We start from the raw sequence: 15,380 nt of genomic DNA, 5'->3' as shown, positions 1-15,380 counted from the left end.
TGATTTTAAAAGAGTTTCTATTTCTTAGAGTCGGTGGGTAGCAAGGATTAAAGTCAAATCACAGGCACGCACCGAAACCGCTCGATATCCGGCAGATGCGCAGATCCAAATGTCGCCCTTTGCCGCATCTGTGGATCATCCCGATTCTGCGAGCCAAATCAGCCACATCTTCCTCCTCAGGATCGGCATTCGTCTGTGGATATTGGGTGGACGGTGATTTTCTTGTAGTGGTTATCCCCAGAGCCCACAACACGCTTGGAATCCTGTCCGGCTGATCACCGAATGTGGAAAACCCGGCAGTTTTCCCGACCCCCTCCGGCCGCAGCACCCAGGTCGTCATTCTCTCCCCAGTTATCAACAAAGGACCAAAAACAGCGTGGAGAACAAAAGAAACTTCTTCCATCTGCACCTGATATCTGACTCAACGGGCGAGACTCTCATTTCCGCTGGCCGCGCCGCGGCCGTACAGTTCCAAGCCTCGCTGCCGGTCGAACACGTCTATCCCCTGATCCGAAATCGCAAGCAGTTGCTGGCTGTGCTGGAAGCCGTGGATCGGGAGCCCGGTATTGTGCTCTACACGATCGTAGACCAGGATCTCGCAAGCCTTATCGATGAACGTTGCCGCGAGATGGGGCTGCCGAGCGTCAATGTTCTTGAGCCGGTGCTGACAGTTTTCCAGACCTATCTTGGCGCCTTGTCGCGCCGCCGGGTCGGCGCCCAGCACGCGCTCAATGCCGAATACTTCAAACGCATCGAAGCCCTGAACTTCACCATGGATCATGATGACGGGCAGATGCCGGAAGATTATGATGACGCCGATGTCGTGCTGATCGGCATCAGCCGCACCTCGAAAACACCGACGAGCATCTACCTTGCCAACCGCGGCATCAAGACCGCTAATATCCCAATCGTGCCGGGCGTCGACCTGCCGGAAAGCCTCTACCGCGCCACCCATCCGCTCATCGTCGGTCTGGTGGCAACGACAGATCGCATCAGCCAGGTGCGCGAGCATCGCGAGCTTGGCGTGACACAAGGGTTTGACCGACGCCATTACACCGATCGTGCCACCATCCATGAAGAGCTTAAATACGCCCGCGCGCTCTGCGCCCGCCATAACTGGCCGATCATCGACGTTACACGTCGATCGATCGAGGAGACGGCGGCGGCGATCGTTGCACTGCGCCCGAAGCTGCGTTAAGCCGATTCACCTGCTTTGGAGCTTTTCCTCGTGTCCGTTTCTGCTGAACAAGTCCCCCTCGTTCTCGCGTCATCAAGTCCGTTTCGCCGCATGCTGATGCAGAATGCCGGACTGACGTTTGAGGCCCGGGCGGCAGACATCGACGAGCGCCGTATCGAGGCGGGGTTGGAAGGCGCAGCGCCCGATGAGGTGGCACTGACACTCGCTGCTGCAAAGGCGATGGAAGTCAGCAACCATTTTCCAGATGCGATCGTCATTGGCTCGGACCAGACCATGTCGCTTGGCAAGCGTGTCTATCACAAGCCGAAGAGCCGTCAGGAGGCGAAGGAAAACCTCCTTTCTCTCTCCGGTAAAACGCATCGGCTGAACAGCGCGATCGCGTTGGCGCGTGGTGGCGATGTCCTTTGGGAGCATGTGTCGCATGCCGATCTCACGGTGCGCGCCCTCAGCGAGGACTATGTAGATCATTATCTCGATCGCGTTGGTGAAGCGGTTTTCAGCAGCGTCGGCGCCTACCAATTGGAGGGCGAGGGCATCCAGCTCTTCTCCCGGATCGATGGCGACTATTTCACCATTCTTGGCCTGCCCATGCTGCCTCTGCTGGAAAAGCTTCGCCAGTTAGGAGCCATCCGTGGCTGATTCACGTGAAACATTTGTGGTTAATGCTTTCGTAACGGGCTGGCCCGTCAAGCACTCACGCTCGCCTTTGATCCACGGTCACTGGCTGAAACAGCTCGGCATTGCCGGCAGCTATAGGGCAGAACCGGTTGCCGAGGATGCATTCGCTGCCTTCATCCAGAGCCTGAAGGACGGCAGCTCCAGTTATCGCGGCGGCAATGTTACCATCCCGCATAAGGAACGCGCCTGCGCGCTGGCGGATCGCCCGGATGAGCTGGCCGAAGAGCTTGGTGCCGCCAATACACTCTGGATGGAGGAAGGTCGTCTCCATGCGACCAATACTGATGGACATGGTTTTACCGCCAACCTCGATCATCAACATGCCGGTTGGGACAAGGCCGATCGCGCTGTGGTCTTCGGGGCAGGCGGCGCCAGCCGAGCCGTTGTGCAGTCGTTGCGTGATCGCGGCTTGAGCGAAATCTATGTCGTCAACCGCACCGTCTCGCGGGCCCAGGAACTGGCAGATCGTTTTGGCGCAAAGGTGACGGCGCATCCGACGGAAGCACTTGCCGAAGTCATGACCGGCGCTGGCCTTTTCGTGAACACGACCTCGCTTGGGATGGACGGCAGCGAAGCACCACGGATCGATTTCACCCGCCTGGCCACTGGCGCGGTTGTCACCGACATTGTTTATGTCCCCCTGAAAACGCCGCTTCTCCTCCAGGCTGAACAGCAGGGTTTTGCGACTGTCGATGGCCTCGGCATGTTGCTGCATCAGGCAACGCCCGGTTTTGAAAAATGGTTTGGCCGCCGTCCGACCGTGGACGATGCGCTGCGCAACCTCGTCATCGCCGACATGGACAAGCACTGATGATCGTGATCGGCCTCACCGGCTCCATCGGCATGGGCAAGTCGACCACGGCCAAAATGTTCTCCGAGGAAGGCATACCGGTCAATGATGCCGATGCCGTAGTGCATGATCTTTATCGCACCGATGCGGTTGAGCCTGTAGCCAAGGCTTTCCCCGGCACTGTCCGAGATGGCGTCATTGACCGCGGGGAGCTGTCACGGCAACTCGCAGCCGCGCCTGAAAGGTTTCGCGAACTCGAGGCAATTGTTCATCCGCTGGTTCGAGAGCGCGAAAAGCAGTTTCTCGAGCATCATCGAAAGCAGGGCCATGACCTGGTGCTTCTCGATATCCCGCTGCTTTTCGAGGTGAAGGGCGAGGATCGCGTCGATGTGATCGTCGTCGTGACCTGTGATCCACAGATACAACGGGCGCGGGTGCTTGCACGGCCCGGCATGACGGGCGAGAAGTTGGACATGATTCTTTCCCGGCAGATCGCGGATGCGGAAAAGCGCCGGCGCGCCGACTTCATCATCGATACCGGCCTTGGACTTGAGGCAGCACGGGAAAGGGTACGGCAGGTCATTGCCGCAATCAGGTCCGGAACCATGGGCGACAATCATGCGTGAGATCATCTTCGATACGGAAACGACGGGTCTTGAAACCAAGCTCGACCGCATCATCGAGATCGGCGGCGTCGAGCTCATCAACAACTTCCCGACCGGCAGGACGCTGCATCTCTACATCAACCCGGGCGATCGCAAGGTTCACCCGGATGCGCTTGCCGTGCACGGCATTACCGATGAGTTCCTGAAGGACAAGCCGAGCTTCGCCGACGTCGTCCAGGAGATCATCGACTTCTTCGATGGCGCCAAGTGGATCGCTCACAACGCGACCTTCGACATGGGCTTCATCAACGCCGAGTTCGAACGCCTCGGGCTGCCGCCGGTGCAGTCGGACCGCGTCGTCGATACGCTCGCCATGGCGCGCCGCAAGCATCCGATGGGGCCGAACTCGCTCGATGCCTTGTGCCGTCGTTACGGCATCGACAATGCGCATCGCACCAAGCACGGCGCGCTCCTCGACTCCGAACTCCTTGCCGAAGTCTATATCGAGATGACGGGCGGTCGCCAGGCAGCCTTCGGCCTGACCGATAACGATCGTTCATCGACCGTCATTTCCGTTGAGGAAACGGTGGTGACGATCAGCGGTCGTCCGCGTCCTCTCGCCCCGCGCCTCACACAGGCTGAACTCGAAGCCCACGCCGCGATGGTGGCGACGATGAAGGGCAAATCCCTCTGGCTTCGTTATGACGAGGCACAACAAAAAAGCCCGGCATGACCGGGCTTTTTTGTTTCTGATCGGAAAGGTCAGAGTTAGCTGTTGAGAGCCTGGACCTTGGCGCGGGCCTGTTCTTCGGCCATGCGCTGGGTGAACATCTGCGCGAAATCGATCGGGTCGATCATCAGCGGCGGGAAGCCGCCGTTGCGCGTCACGTCAGCCACGATCTGGCGCGCGAACGGGAACAGCAGGCGCGGGCATTCGATGAACAGCACCGGCAGCATATGTTCCTGAGGGAAACCTGCAATCCGGAAGACGCCGCCGTAAACCAGCTCGGCCGCGAATACGATCTTCTCGCCTTCGGTCGCCTTGGCTTCGAGCGTCAGGACAACGTCGAAATCCGTATCCGAAAGCGGATTGGCGTTGACGTTCACGTTGATGTTGATCGAAGGCGCCTTGTCACGCGACTGAAGTGAGCGAGGCGCACCGGGGTTCTCGAAGGAGAGATCCTTGGTGTACTGCGCCAGGATATTGATCGACGGCGCTACCGCCTGTGTCTGTTCGTCTGCCATGAAGATTTCCTCGAACCTTGGAGTTGCTTGGCCTCTAACACTGACGAGCAGGAAGATTCAAGGCTTAATGGCTTTTCAGGATTTGTTGTTTCCGTTGGGGCCGATCCACGGCGAAGATGGATTGCCGCGATTGCCCGGCTCTTCCCGATGAAAATCCTCCTCGTCGAGATCGACGACGTGACCGCCCGGATTGCCCGGACGGACGGGGCCTCCCGGCTGTCTTGTGTGGCTTTCGTAACGATACGTCTGGCTACTGCCTGACCGCACCACCACGACGCGGCGGCCGACAAGCTTCCAGATCGCGCGTCGGATGGAGGGAATGAACAGCGCGATCCCGACGATGTCGGTCAGGAAGCCGGGAAGCAGCAGCAGGATGCCGGCCACTACAATCATTGCGCCATCGACAAGCGCCAGGCCCGGCACGCGTCCTTCGCGGCTTTCGGTCGAGATCTTCTGAAGGATATGCATGCCCTGGCTTCGCAGCAGGATCGTACCCAGCACCGCCGTGCCAATCACCAGCCCAAGCGTCCACCACAAGCCGAACGTGCGACCCACCAGAACAAATCCGGCAATCTCGGCAAGTGGCCAGAGCAGAAGAAGCGGAAGAAAGAAGAGGCGCATGATCTATTCCCTGCTTGATCGAGCCCGGCGACCGTTGCGCTGACGCCTTCGCTATTTGAATGATGAACGGATGCGGACTATATGAGAAGCTGCAACAAAAAATTAAACGGCAATTGCGGGTTAAGATGGGTTCCAACGACTTGATAACGCTTTTTTTCCTCGTCGCCGCAGTGCTGATCTTCCTGCAATTGCGCAGCGTGCTCGGACGGCGGACCGGTAACGAAAAGCCACCGTTTGATCCCTTCAGCCCGCGCGACGTCATGAAGAACCCTGCAGACGACGGCAAGGTGGTGACGCTTCCGCGCCGCGATGTGCAGGACGACGAGCAGCGTTATGCCGACATCGATGCGGTGGCCAAGCCTGATACGCAGCTCAACACAGCCCTTCGCGATCTCCTGAAGTCGGACCCGTCGTTCAGCCCCAAGGAATTCCTGAACGGCGCCAAGATGGCCTATGAGATGATCGTCATGGCTTTTGCCGATGGCGACCGTAAGACGCTGAAGGGCCTGCTTTCCAAGGAAGTCTTTGAAGGTTTCGATGCAGCGATCACCGAACGCGAAGCCCGCGGCGAAGTCGTAAAATCCACCTTCGTTGGCATCGACAAGGCAGATATCACCCATGCGCTGGTCAAGGGCTCGGAAGCCCAGGTAACGGTGCGCATCGTCAGCCAGTTGATCTCGGCCACCTTCGACAAGGCCGGCGCGATTATCGACGGTGACCAGGAAACGGTGGCCGAGGTTATCGATATCTGGACCTTTGCCCGTGATACGCGCTCGCGCGATCCGAACTGGAAGCTGATCGCCACCGAATCCGAGCAATGACCGAGGCGGCGCCGCAATACCGGCTTCAACGCAAGGAGTTTGCAGATCTTCCGGGCTGGCAGGATGATGATCCGTCAGCCCTTTTCCATGGCATGCGCGCCTGCCTTCGCCAGATCCGCGATGTGAAGCCGTACAAGACGGGCGCTCTCGGTCTGACGGCTGCCGAACTGGCCGACTTTATCGAGAAAGCCCCGGCAGGTGATCTTGACGCCGCCACGGCGCGCGAATTCTTCGAAGCCCACGCCACGCCTTTCCTTGTCGATCGCACCGATGGCAACCAAGGTTTTGTCACGGCCTTTTATGAGCCGGAGATCGAGGTCTCCCCCACGCGTGACGAAGTCTGGAAGTATCCGTTCTACCGCCGACCGCCGGACTTGGTGGACCTGGACGACCGGAACCGCCCGCCCGGCCTCGACCCCTCCTACATGTTCGGCAGGAAAACCGCCGACGGCATCACGACCTACGCGGATCGCCGCGAGATTGATGAAGGGTTCCTGGAGGGGCAGGGGCTCGAAATCGCCTATGCGCGCTCCAAGGTGGATGTGTTCTTCGTGCATGTGCAGGGCGCGGCCCGGCTGCGGTATCCCGATGGAGCTATCCGCCGCATCACCTACGCCGCCAAGGCGGGGCATCCCTTCTCGGCCATCGGCAAGCTGTTGATCGATCGTGGCGAGCTCGATCCCGCTACCGTTTCCATGCAAACCATCCGCGCATGGCTTGCTTCGAATCCGGCTAAGGTTGATGAAGTCCTCTGGCATAACCGCTCCTATATCTTCTTTCGCGATGCCGAGGTTACGGACCCCGCGCTCGGGCCAATCGCTGCCGCCAAGGTACCGCTGATCCCGGGACGGTCGCTTGCCGTTGACCGGCAGATCCACACCTTCGGGTTTCCCTTCTTCATCCATTCGGAAACATTGACGCATCTCGATAACGGCAAGCCCTTCGCGCGGCTGATGCTCGCGCTCGACACCGGTTCGGCGATTGTCGGGCCTGCGCGGGGCGACATCTTTACCGGGTCTGGTGACGCTGCCGGTGAACGTGCTGGAACAGTCCGCAACGCTGCCGACTTCTACATCCTGATCCCGAACACGGCAGCGGGCAGGTACGGCGCATGAAGGGTGGCCGAAAGTTAGATCCCGAAGAACGGATACTCTGGGGAAAGGTCGCAAAGTCGACCCGCGCCATCCCTGGGCGGATGAAGGAAATCCTGGAGTTCGAAAAACAGGAAGAAGAGCGGTTGGCGGCCGAAGAAGCGGCGCAGAAGGCAGCCAGGGAAGCCTTGAAGCAGAAGCCGCCACCGCGCCTGATCACGCAGGTCGTGGAGCCGCAGGCTCCGCCGCCAGCCTATCGCCCGCCTGTGCAACATCACCCCTTGGAAAAGCCGGTCAAGAAGAAGCTCGCCAAAGGCCGCCTGCCGATCGAGGCGCGGCTTGACCTGCACGGGCTTTACCAGGACGAGGCGCATGATCTGCTCCTGGATTTCCTGCTGCGTGCGCATGAGCGCGGTCTTCGCCATGTGCTGGTCATCACTGGCAAGGGCAGTTCGATGGGCAGCGAAGGCGCCTTGCGCCGCGCCGTGCCCCTGTGGTTTTCGAAGGCCGAGTTCCGTTTCCTCATTTCATCCTATGAATGGGCGGCGCGCCATCATGGCGGGGAGGGCGCGATGTATGTCCGCCTCGCTCGAAGCCGTATGGGCGGAGGTCTGGAATGACGCCCTTCGGCCACGCGCTTCGCGAGCTGCGCCGGCGCAAGGGGATCACCCAGCGGCAGCTGGCAGATGCAATCGGTGTCACACCGGCCTATCTCTCGGCGCTCGAGCACGGCAAGCGCGGCCGCCCGACGTTCGAACTGCTGCAGCGCATCGCCGGCTACTTCAACGTCATCTGGGATGATGCCGATGAGCTTTTCGAACTCGCCCATTCCTCTCATCCCAAGGTGGTGCTCGATACGTCCGGTCTTCCGCCCGCTTATACGGCCTTTGCCAACCGTCTTGGCAGGGTGATTCGCACTTTGCCACCGCATGTGATAGAAGAACTCGACACGCTTCTGGAGAAAGCCTCCACTCCGACCTGATTTGGGCTTGCATCCACCGCTTTTGCAGGGCTCAAGCTTTAGAATCGGCCTCGGTTTACCTATATATTCGAGGACGAATGGCTGGTGATTCGCTCAACCGGCTCTTGAACGAATTGGAAGATACTGATGACCGATACACCCGTCAGCGAGAATGGCGCGAGTGCCGAATATGGTGCAGACTCGATCAAGGTTCTGAAGGGTCTGGACGCCGTCCGCAAACGCCCCGGCATGTATATCGGCGACACTGACGATGGCTCCGGCCTTCATCACATGGTCTACGAAGTCGTCGACAACGCGATCGATGAAGCGCTGGCTGGCCATGCTGACTTGGTGACGGTTACCCTCAACGCGGACGGCTCGGTTAGTGTTACCGACAACGGTCGCGGCATTCCGACCGATATCCATACCGGCGAGGGCGTATCGGCCGCCGAAGTCATCATGACCCAGCTGCATGCCGGCGGTAAGTTCGATCAGAACTCTTACAAGGTCTCCGGTGGTCTGCATGGCGTCGGCGTCTCGGTTGTCAACGCGCTCTCCGTCTGGCTGAAGCTGCGCATCCGCCGCAATGGCAAGGTTCACCAGATCTCGTTCACCCACGGCGTGGCCGATGCCCCGCTGGAAGTGGTCGGCGAATATGAAGGCCGCTCTGGTACGGAAGTCACCTTCCTCGCCAGCCCCGAAACCTTCACGATGACCGAGTATGACTACAACACGCTCGAGCATCGCCTGCGCGAACTGGCGTTCCTCAATTCCGGCGTTCGAATCCGGCTAACGGACAAGCGCAAGCCCGACATACGCGAAGAAGAAATGCTCTACGACGGCGGTCTGGAAGCCTTTGTGCGTTATCTCGATCGCTCCAAGAAGCCGCTCGTTGACAAGCCCGTCGCGATCCGTGGCGAAAAGGACGGGATCACCGTCGAAGTCGCGATGTGGTGGAACGACAGCTACCACGAGAACGTGCTCTGCTTCACCAACAACATCCCGCAGCGCGACGGCGGCACGCATATGGCCGGCTTCCGTGGCGCTCTGACGCGCCAGGTCACCTCCTATGCCGACACCTCCGGCATCACCAAGAAGGAAAAGGTGACGCTGCAGGGCGAAGACTGCCGCGAAGGCCTCACCGCCGTTCTCTCCGTCAAGGTTCCAGATCCGAAGTTCTCGTCGCAGACCAAGGACAAGCTCGTGTCCTCTGAAGTGCGTCCGGTCGTGGAAAGCCTCGTCAACGAAGCGCTGAGCACCTGGTTCGAGGAACACCCGACGGAAGCCAAGATCCTCGTCGGCAAGGTTGTAGAAGCCGCCGTAGCCCGCGAAGCGGCCCGCAAGGCGCGTGAACTGACCCGCCGCAAGGGTGTGCTCGACATCGCCTCGCTCCCGGGCAAGTTGGCCGACTGCTCCGAACGTGACCCGGCCAAGTCTGAACTCTTCCTTGTGGAGGGTGACTCGGCTGGCGGATCGGCCAAGCAGGGCCGTTCGCGTGAAAATCAGGCCATTCTTCCGCTGCGCGGCAAGATCCTCAACGTGGAGCGCGCCCGCTTCGACAAGATGCTGTCCAGCCAGGAAATCGGCACGCTGATCACCGCGCTCGGCACCTCGATCGGCAAGGACGAGTTCAACGCAGACAAGCTGCGCTATCACAAGATCATCATCATGACGGATGCTGACGTCGACGGCGCCCACATCCGCACCCTGCTGCTCACCTTCTTCTTCCGCCAGATGCCGGAACTGATCGAGCGCGGCCATATCTATATCGCCCAGCCGCCGCTTTATAAGGTCAGCCGCGGCAAGTCGGTGCAGTACCTCAAGAACGAGGCGGCGCTGGAAGAATACCTGATCAGCATGGGTCTTGAGGAAGCGACGCTAACCGTCGGTTCCGGCGAAACCCGCGCCGGTCAGGACATGCGCGAAGTCATCCATGACGCGCTGCGCCTGCGCTCGCTGCTCGATGGCCTGCATTCGCGCTACAATCGCTCGATCATCGAACAGGCGGCGATCGCTGGCGCGCTCAACCCGGAACTCACCGACAATCCCGAGCGCGCCCAGCAGACGGCAGACGAAGTCGCTCGTCGCCTGGATATGATCGCCGAAGAGACCGAACGCGGCTGGACCGGCCATGTCACCGGCGAAGGTGGCCTCCGTTTTGAGCGCATGGTTCGCGGCGTCAAGGAAGTCGCATTTATCGACGTCGCGCTGATAGGTTCTGCTGATGCCCGCTACATCGACCAGATGGCAGGCCGGCTGCAGGAAATCTACCGCACGCCGCCAGTCCTCAGCCGCAAGGAAGGCGACATCGAAGTCTCGGGTCCGCGCGCACTGCTTGACGCGATCTTTGCCTCCGGCCGCAAGGGTCTCTCCATGCAGCGTTATAAGGGCCTTGGCGAAATGAACGCCGAGCAGCTCTGGGAAACGACGCTTGATCCGAATGTTCGTTCGCTGCTGCAGGTGAAGGTCAATGATGCAACCGATGCCGATGGTCTCTTCTCGCGCCTCATGGGCGATGAAGTTGAGCCGCGTCGCGAGTTCATTCAGGACAACGCGCTGAGCGTCGCCAACCTCGACATTTAATTCGTAAGGGCGGCCGCAGTGCCGCCCTTTCCGTTTCACGTGAATCTCCTGTGGACAGGATTCACGTGAAACACTTTGGTAAGACGTTCGTCAGGCCTCGCTGGTGAAACGGCCTTCGAAAGCGATCTCCGCCACCGGCTTTCGGCCGTTCGGCCTCTCCCGCTCCGCCAGGTCCTCCGGCAACAGGCTTCGGTCACCGATCTTGCCGATCGCCGCTGCCGCTTCTACCCGGTAGCCGTCCGGGATCCCGAGCAGTTCGACCGCCTTCTCCTTGTCGAAGCCTTCCATTCCATGCGCATGGTAGCCGAGCTTCATCGCCTGGCAGATGACGGAGAACCACGCAGCACCCGTGTCGTAGGAATGAGTATAGGCGGTGCGGCGCTCGCCCGTACTCGTCAGCCGGTAAGTCTTGGAGATGACGAAGAGCAGCGCGCCCGCATTCTTAGCCCAGCGCTGGTTACCCTCAGTCAGGATCCCAAGCAGCACATCGAAAGCCGGTGTGCCCCGCAAACCGTAGACAAAGCGCCAGGGCTGGTTGTTGCCGGAGGAGGGCGCCCAATGCGCCGCATCCAGGATCGTCAGCATCGTTTCGCGACTGACCGGCTCCCCGGTGAAAGCGCGCGGCGACCAGCGGTCGAGAAAGAAGGCATCGATCGGAAATTCTGAAACGCGCGTGTTGCTGCTGGTCATGCCGGTCCTCGCTCACTAGTGCTGCAAGGAAAAGGATAAGCCCGGCGTACCGCTTGGCAAGAGATGCGGGTTGCGCGACAGGCTTTGACGCGCGACAAGGGGGGGAGCATGTCCCATTCGATTTTTCGACGCAAGTGGAGGAACATCCTGTGAAATTGATGCGTGTAGGTCCAGCTGGACAGGAAAAGCCGGCAGCACTCGATAGTGACGGCAAGGTGCGCGACCTGTCGGGCCATGTGCCCGATATCGCCGGTGCGGCGATTTCGCCCGAAAACCTTGCCAAGCTGGCGGCATTGGATCTGAAGAGCCTGCCGGAACTGCAGGTTGACCGCATCGGCCCCTGCGTTGCCGGCACCGGCAAGTTCATCTGCATCGGCCTCAACTATTCTGATCACGCTGCCGAAACCGGCGCGACCGTTCCGCCGGAGCCGATCATCTTCATGAAGGCCACCTCGGCCATCGTCGGCCCCAATGATAATGTCGTCATTCCGCGCGACTCCGAAAAGACCGATTGGGAAGTCGAACTCGGCGTCGTCATCGGCAAGACTGCAAAATATGTCTCGGAAGACGAAGCGATGGATTACGTCGCCGGTTATTGCCTCACCAATGATGTGTCCGAGCGCGCCTATCAGTCAGAACGCGCCGGGCAGTGGACCAAGGGCAAGTCCTGCGACACTTTTGGCCCGATCGGCCCCTGGCTCGTCACCAAGGATGAAGTCGCCGATCCGCAAAACCTTGCCATGTGGCTCACCGTCAATGGCGAGAAGATGCAGAACGGCTCGACCAAGACCATGGTCTACGGCGTCCGTCACCTCGTTTCCTACCTCAGCCAGTTCATGTCGCTGCATCCGGGCGACATCATTTCCACCGGAACGCCCCCCGGGGTCGGCCTTGGCATGAAGCCGCAGCGCTTCCTCAAGCCCGGCGATGTCGTCGAACTTGGTATCGAAGGCCTCGGCACACAGAAGCAGACTTTCGTCGCCGATCGATAAGATGAACACTCACCTGCCGGTAGCGGACGCCATCGGCAGGTCCTGCATCTCATCTTGCCCGGATGCGTGATGCGGAACCTTAAGCTCTGCATGCGATTGTAGAACTGACCGGTAGCTCTGGTTCAGTCCCGGAGGCAATGCCGCCTCTGCTTCAATTTGCACTGCACAATAAAATGATGTTAGCCTCACCGTCGCCCGCTGCTGAACCGGTAGGTACGACCTCACCGTTCAATCCATTCCAAGAACTGGCAAAGGGTGGCACATCCATGTTCTACCAGCTTTACGAGATGAACCATGCAGCCGTCGCGCCTTTTCGGGCAGCGGCAGATGCCATGAAGTTCTTCTACAAGAACCCCCTCAATCCGCTGTCGCAGACCGAGTTCGGCCGCAGCATCTCCGCGTCGCTGGAGCTTTTCGAACGCGTCACCCGGCGTTACGGCAAGCCCGAATTCGGTCTCCCGCAAACCGTTGTTGATGGCCAGCCCGTTGCCGTTACGGAAGAAATCATCTGGGCAAAACCCTTCTGCAATCTCCTGCACTTCCGCCGCGACCTGCCGGCCTCGCGCCCGGCGGACGAAAGGATCCTCATCGTCGCGCCGATGTCCGGCCACTACGCGACGCTCCTGCGCGGCACGGTGGAAGCGCTTCTTCCACATGCCGATGTCTACATCACCGACTGGATCGACGCCCGCATGGTGCCGGTGGGGGAGGGCAGCTTCGACCTCGATGACTATATCGACTACCTCATCGAGATGTTGGCTGTGCTCGGCCCCGGCGCGCATGTGGTGGGCGTCTGCCAGCCTTCGGTTCCGGTCCTCGCGGCCGTTGCCGTCATGGAAAACACCAAGGATCCAGCACTTCCCGCGACCATGACGCTCATGGGCGGGCCGATTGATACCCGCATCAATCCGACCGCCGTCAACCAGCTGGCACAGGAACACCCGCTGGAATGGTTCCGCGACAACGTCATCATGACAGTGCCGTGGCCGCAGCCGGGCGTCATGCGCCGTGTCTACCCTGGCTTCCTGCAGCTTTCTGGTTTCATGTCGATGAACCTTGACCGCCACCTCACGGCGCACCAGGAATTCTTCCAACACCTCGTCAAGAACGACGGCGAGTCGGCAGAAAGGCACCGCGACTTCTATGACGAATATCTCGCCGTCATGGATCTCACGGAAGAGTTCTACCTCCAGACCGTGGACACCGTCTTCATCAAGCACGCGCTGCCGAAGGGCGAGATGATGCACCGTGAGACACGGGTCGACACAACCGCGATCCGCAACGTCGCACTGCTCACCATCGAAGGCGAAAACGACGACATCTCCGGCCTCGGCCAGACCAAGGCAGCGCACACCATCTGCACCAACATCCCGGATGAAAAGCGCATGCACTACATGCAACCGGATGTCGGGCATTATGGCGTGTTCAACGGTTCGCGCTTCCGCCGCGAAATCGCGCCGCGCATCATCGAGTTCACCCGCCGGCATGGCGTGAGCAGGACGTAAGCCGGCGCGTACCATCCAAGGCCTGAAACCCTCTCCTATTTCAGCATCTTCTTGAATTTAATGTTCCGCCGTCTTGAACGCAGATCGTCGGCTCACCAAATCGAAAATAGTCGGGCTGGCATGAGGCCTTCCCGCTCTAGAACGAGGGTGACCTATGAATCAGTCTGCATTGATCCGTCCGGAATGGACGCCGGCCACCATTGCGCTCATGGTGCTTGGTTTCGTGGTATTCTGGCCTCTGGGCCTCGCCATGCTCGCCTACATCATGTTCGGCGACAGGCTCAACGGCTTCAAGCGCGATGCCAACAACAAGGCCGACCGCTGGTTTGCCGGCTGCCGCCGCGCAACCTCCCGCTACAACACGCATTTTGCCACCGGCAACGTGGCTTTCGATGACTGGCGCAAGGCCGAGCTCGATCGCCTCGAAGAAGAGCGCCGCAAGCTGGACGAAATGCGCGAGGAATTCGACAACTACGTGCGCGAGCTTCGCCGCGCCAAGGACCAGGACGAGTTCGACCGCTTCATGCGTGATCGCAAGAGCCGTCCCAGCGGCCAGAACCCGGTCGTTGACGTCTGACGGAAGTCGGATTCACGTGAAACAGGCGGAGTTTCTTCGCCAAGCCATCCCCGCCGGCGTTCTCGAACGCCGGCTTTTTTCTGCCCGTGAATCAGCTAAAACACATCCATGTTCGCGCTTCTCAAAAAACCGGTCCGTGCCAAGTCGAAACCGCCTGAAACGGTAAAGCGCACCCTGGACATCGGCAGCCGCACGATGCCGCTGACGATCCGTGAAAACCGCCGCGCCATGCGCATCACGCTGCGTATCGAACCCGGCGGACGGGCACTTGCCCTGACCGTGCCGGCTGGTCTGCGCAAGCGCGAGATCGATGACTTCCTTGACCGACACCAGGGTTGGCTGCTCACCAAGCTCGCCAAATTCTCCAGCGACAATACCTTGAGCGATGGTGGCTTCATACCGCTGCGCGGCGTCGCGCACCGGATCGAGCACACCGGAAACCTGCGCGGCCTGACTGAAGCGGTCTTGGTCGATGGCCAGCCGGTGCTGAAGGTCAGCGGCATGACGGACCACATGGGCCGGCGCCTCTCGGCCTTCCTGAAGAAGGAGGCCCGCCAGGATCTCGAGGCACTGGTGGCACGACATGCCGCTTCGATCCGCAAGCCGGTGAAGTCGCTCAGCATGAAGGATACCCGCAGCCGTTGGGGCTCCTGCTCCTGGGATGGCAATCTCAGCTTTTCCTGGCGCATCGTCATGGCGCCACCGCTGGTTATTGACTATCTCGCGGCTCATGAAGTGGCGCATCTCAAGGAAATGAACCACGGCCCGCAGTTCTGGGCACTCTGCGGTGAGCTCTGCCCACGCATGGACGAGGCCCGCAAGTGGCTGAAGCAGAACGGCTCGCAGTTGCACGCGATCGACTTCGGGTAGCGAGACTTTTGGACGGCTCGCCGGCAGAAAGAGGGGCATCTGCCCAGCAAACATGACTATCCGACCCGTGGAAAATTTCGCATCCTGCCTCCAGCAACCTCAACCACTTAACGGAAAAACACCCCCCGTTTATCCACGCTCTTCCGCCTGCCT

General features: G+C 60.1%; 18 protein-coding genes. 14 read left to right on the top strand and 4 right to left on the bottom strand.

Going from position 1 to position 15,380, the window contains the following annotated elements; genetic code table 11:
* Positions 1–58: 58 nt before the first annotated feature.
* Entirely contained in the window at positions 59–340 is a 282-nt protein-coding gene (locus tag M0654_RS17750; RefSeq protein ID WP_248684233.1) for a hypothetical protein, read from the bottom strand.
* Positions 341–376: 36 nt separating this feature from the next.
* On the opposite strand from M0654_RS17750, the gene M0654_RS17745 reads away from it, so the two are divergent.
* From M0654_RS17745 to dnaQ, 5 genes are read left to right on the top strand one after another with little or no spacing between them, the layout of a single operon-like run.
* Positions 377–1,198: a pyruvate, water dikinase regulatory protein gene (locus M0654_RS17745; protein WP_248684232.1), complete on the top strand. Its 822-nt coding sequence runs from the start codon at positions 377–379 to the stop codon at positions 1,196–1,198.
* Positions 1,199–1,228: 30 nt separating this feature from the next.
* Positions 1,229–1,837 (top strand): Maf-like protein, encoded by a 609-nt coding sequence (locus M0654_RS17740; RefSeq protein ID WP_313791089.1) that lies wholly within the window; start codon positions 1,229–1,231, stop codon positions 1,835–1,837.
* Positions 1,830–2,687 (top strand): shikimate dehydrogenase, encoded by an 858-nt coding sequence (locus M0654_RS17735; protein ID WP_248684231.1) that lies wholly within the window; start codon positions 1,830–1,832, stop codon positions 2,685–2,687. Before M0654_RS17740 ends, M0654_RS17735 begins: the two co-directional genes overlap by 8 nt.
* Positions 2,687–3,292 (top strand): dephospho-CoA kinase, encoded by a 606-nt coding sequence (gene coaE, locus M0654_RS17730; protein ID WP_248684230.1) that lies wholly within the window; start codon positions 2,687–2,689, stop codon positions 3,290–3,292. The genes M0654_RS17735 and coaE overlap by 1 nt, the downstream gene beginning before the upstream one ends.
* Positions 3,285–4,004, top strand: coding sequence for a DNA polymerase III subunit epsilon (dnaQ, locus tag M0654_RS17725; protein ID WP_118851119.1), 720 nt, complete (start codon positions 3,285–3,287; stop codon positions 4,002–4,004). The genes coaE and dnaQ overlap by 8 nt, the downstream gene beginning before the upstream one ends.
* Before the next feature lie 35 nt (positions 4,005–4,039).
* On the opposite strand, the gene secB is transcribed toward dnaQ, so the two are convergent.
* Positions 4,040–4,516: a protein-export chaperone SecB gene (gene secB, locus M0654_RS17720; protein ID WP_118851120.1), complete on the bottom strand. Its 477-nt coding sequence runs from the start codon at positions 4,514–4,516 to the stop codon at positions 4,040–4,042.
* Positions 4,517–4,591: 75 nt separating this feature from the next.
* A complete protein-coding gene (locus M0654_RS17715) occupies positions 4,592–5,137 on the bottom strand; it encodes an FxsA family protein (RefSeq protein ID WP_248684229.1) in 546 nt (181 codons plus the stop codon).
* Between the two features lie 125 nt (positions 5,138–5,262).
* Here M0654_RS17715 and M0654_RS17710 point away from each other — a divergent pair, with 125 nt between their 5' ends.
* From M0654_RS17710 to gyrB, 5 genes are all read left to right on the top strand, one after another.
* Positions 5,263–5,958, top strand: a complete 696-nt coding sequence (locus M0654_RS17710; protein ID WP_248684228.1) for a Tim44/TimA family putative adaptor protein — start codon at positions 5,263–5,265, stop codon at positions 5,956–5,958.
* Positions 5,955–7,073: a murein transglycosylase A gene (gene mltA / locus M0654_RS17705; RefSeq protein ID WP_248684227.1), complete on the top strand. Its 1,119-nt coding sequence runs from the start codon at positions 5,955–5,957 to the stop codon at positions 7,071–7,073. The genes M0654_RS17710 and mltA overlap by 4 nt, the downstream gene beginning before the upstream one ends.
* Entirely contained in the window at positions 7,070–7,669 is a 600-nt protein-coding gene (locus M0654_RS17700) for a Smr/MutS family protein (protein ID WP_248684226.1), read from the top strand. Before mltA ends, M0654_RS17700 begins: the two co-directional genes overlap by 4 nt.
* Positions 7,666–8,031, top strand: a complete 366-nt coding sequence (locus M0654_RS17695) for a helix-turn-helix domain-containing protein (protein WP_248684225.1) — start codon at positions 7,666–7,668, stop codon at positions 8,029–8,031. The genes M0654_RS17700 and M0654_RS17695 overlap by 4 nt, the downstream gene beginning before the upstream one ends.
* A 126-nt stretch (positions 8,032–8,157) precedes the next feature.
* Positions 8,158–10,593 (top strand): DNA topoisomerase (ATP-hydrolyzing) subunit B, encoded by a 2,436-nt coding sequence (gene gyrB / locus M0654_RS17690; protein ID WP_118851126.1) that lies wholly within the window; start codon positions 8,158–8,160, stop codon positions 10,591–10,593.
* Positions 10,594–10,683: 90 nt separating this feature from the next.
* Here gyrB and M0654_RS17685 read toward each other — a convergent pair whose 3' ends face one another.
* Positions 10,684–11,283 carry a nitroreductase family protein gene (locus M0654_RS17685; RefSeq protein ID WP_248684224.1) on the bottom strand — a complete coding sequence of 200 codons (600 nt, stop codon included), beginning with the start codon at positions 11,281–11,283 and terminating at the stop codon, positions 10,684–10,686.
* A 149-nt stretch (positions 11,284–11,432) separates the two neighbouring features.
* Between M0654_RS17685 and M0654_RS17680 the strand changes: the two genes are divergently transcribed.
* From M0654_RS17680 to M0654_RS17665, 4 genes are all read left to right on the top strand, one after another.
* Positions 11,433–12,275, top strand: coding sequence for a fumarylacetoacetate hydrolase family protein (locus M0654_RS17680; RefSeq protein ID WP_248684223.1), 843 nt, complete (start codon positions 11,433–11,435; stop codon positions 12,273–12,275).
* Between the two features lie 266 nt (positions 12,276–12,541).
* Positions 12,542–13,780: a polyhydroxyalkanoate depolymerase gene (locus tag M0654_RS17675; RefSeq protein WP_248684222.1), complete on the top strand. Its 1,239-nt coding sequence runs from the start codon at positions 12,542–12,544 to the stop codon at positions 13,778–13,780.
* Between the two features lie 154 nt (positions 13,781–13,934).
* Positions 13,935–14,357: a DUF2852 domain-containing protein gene (locus M0654_RS17670; RefSeq protein WP_248684221.1), complete on the top strand. Its 423-nt coding sequence runs from the start codon at positions 13,935–13,937 to the stop codon at positions 14,355–14,357.
* A gap of 108 nt (positions 14,358–14,465) precedes the next feature.
* Positions 14,466–15,227: a M48 family metallopeptidase gene (locus tag M0654_RS17665; RefSeq protein ID WP_248684220.1), complete on the top strand. Its 762-nt coding sequence runs from the start codon at positions 14,466–14,468 to the stop codon at positions 15,225–15,227.
* Positions 15,228–15,380: the final 153 nt, after the last annotated feature.

Source organism: Neorhizobium turbinariae (assembly GCF_023223505.1).
Lineage (GTDB): Bacteria > Pseudomonadota > Alphaproteobacteria > Rhizobiales > Rhizobiaceae > Neorhizobium > Neorhizobium turbinariae.
The sequence above is the reverse complement of the archived record's forward strand: the minus strand, read 5'-3'. Positions and strand labels throughout refer to the sequence as shown.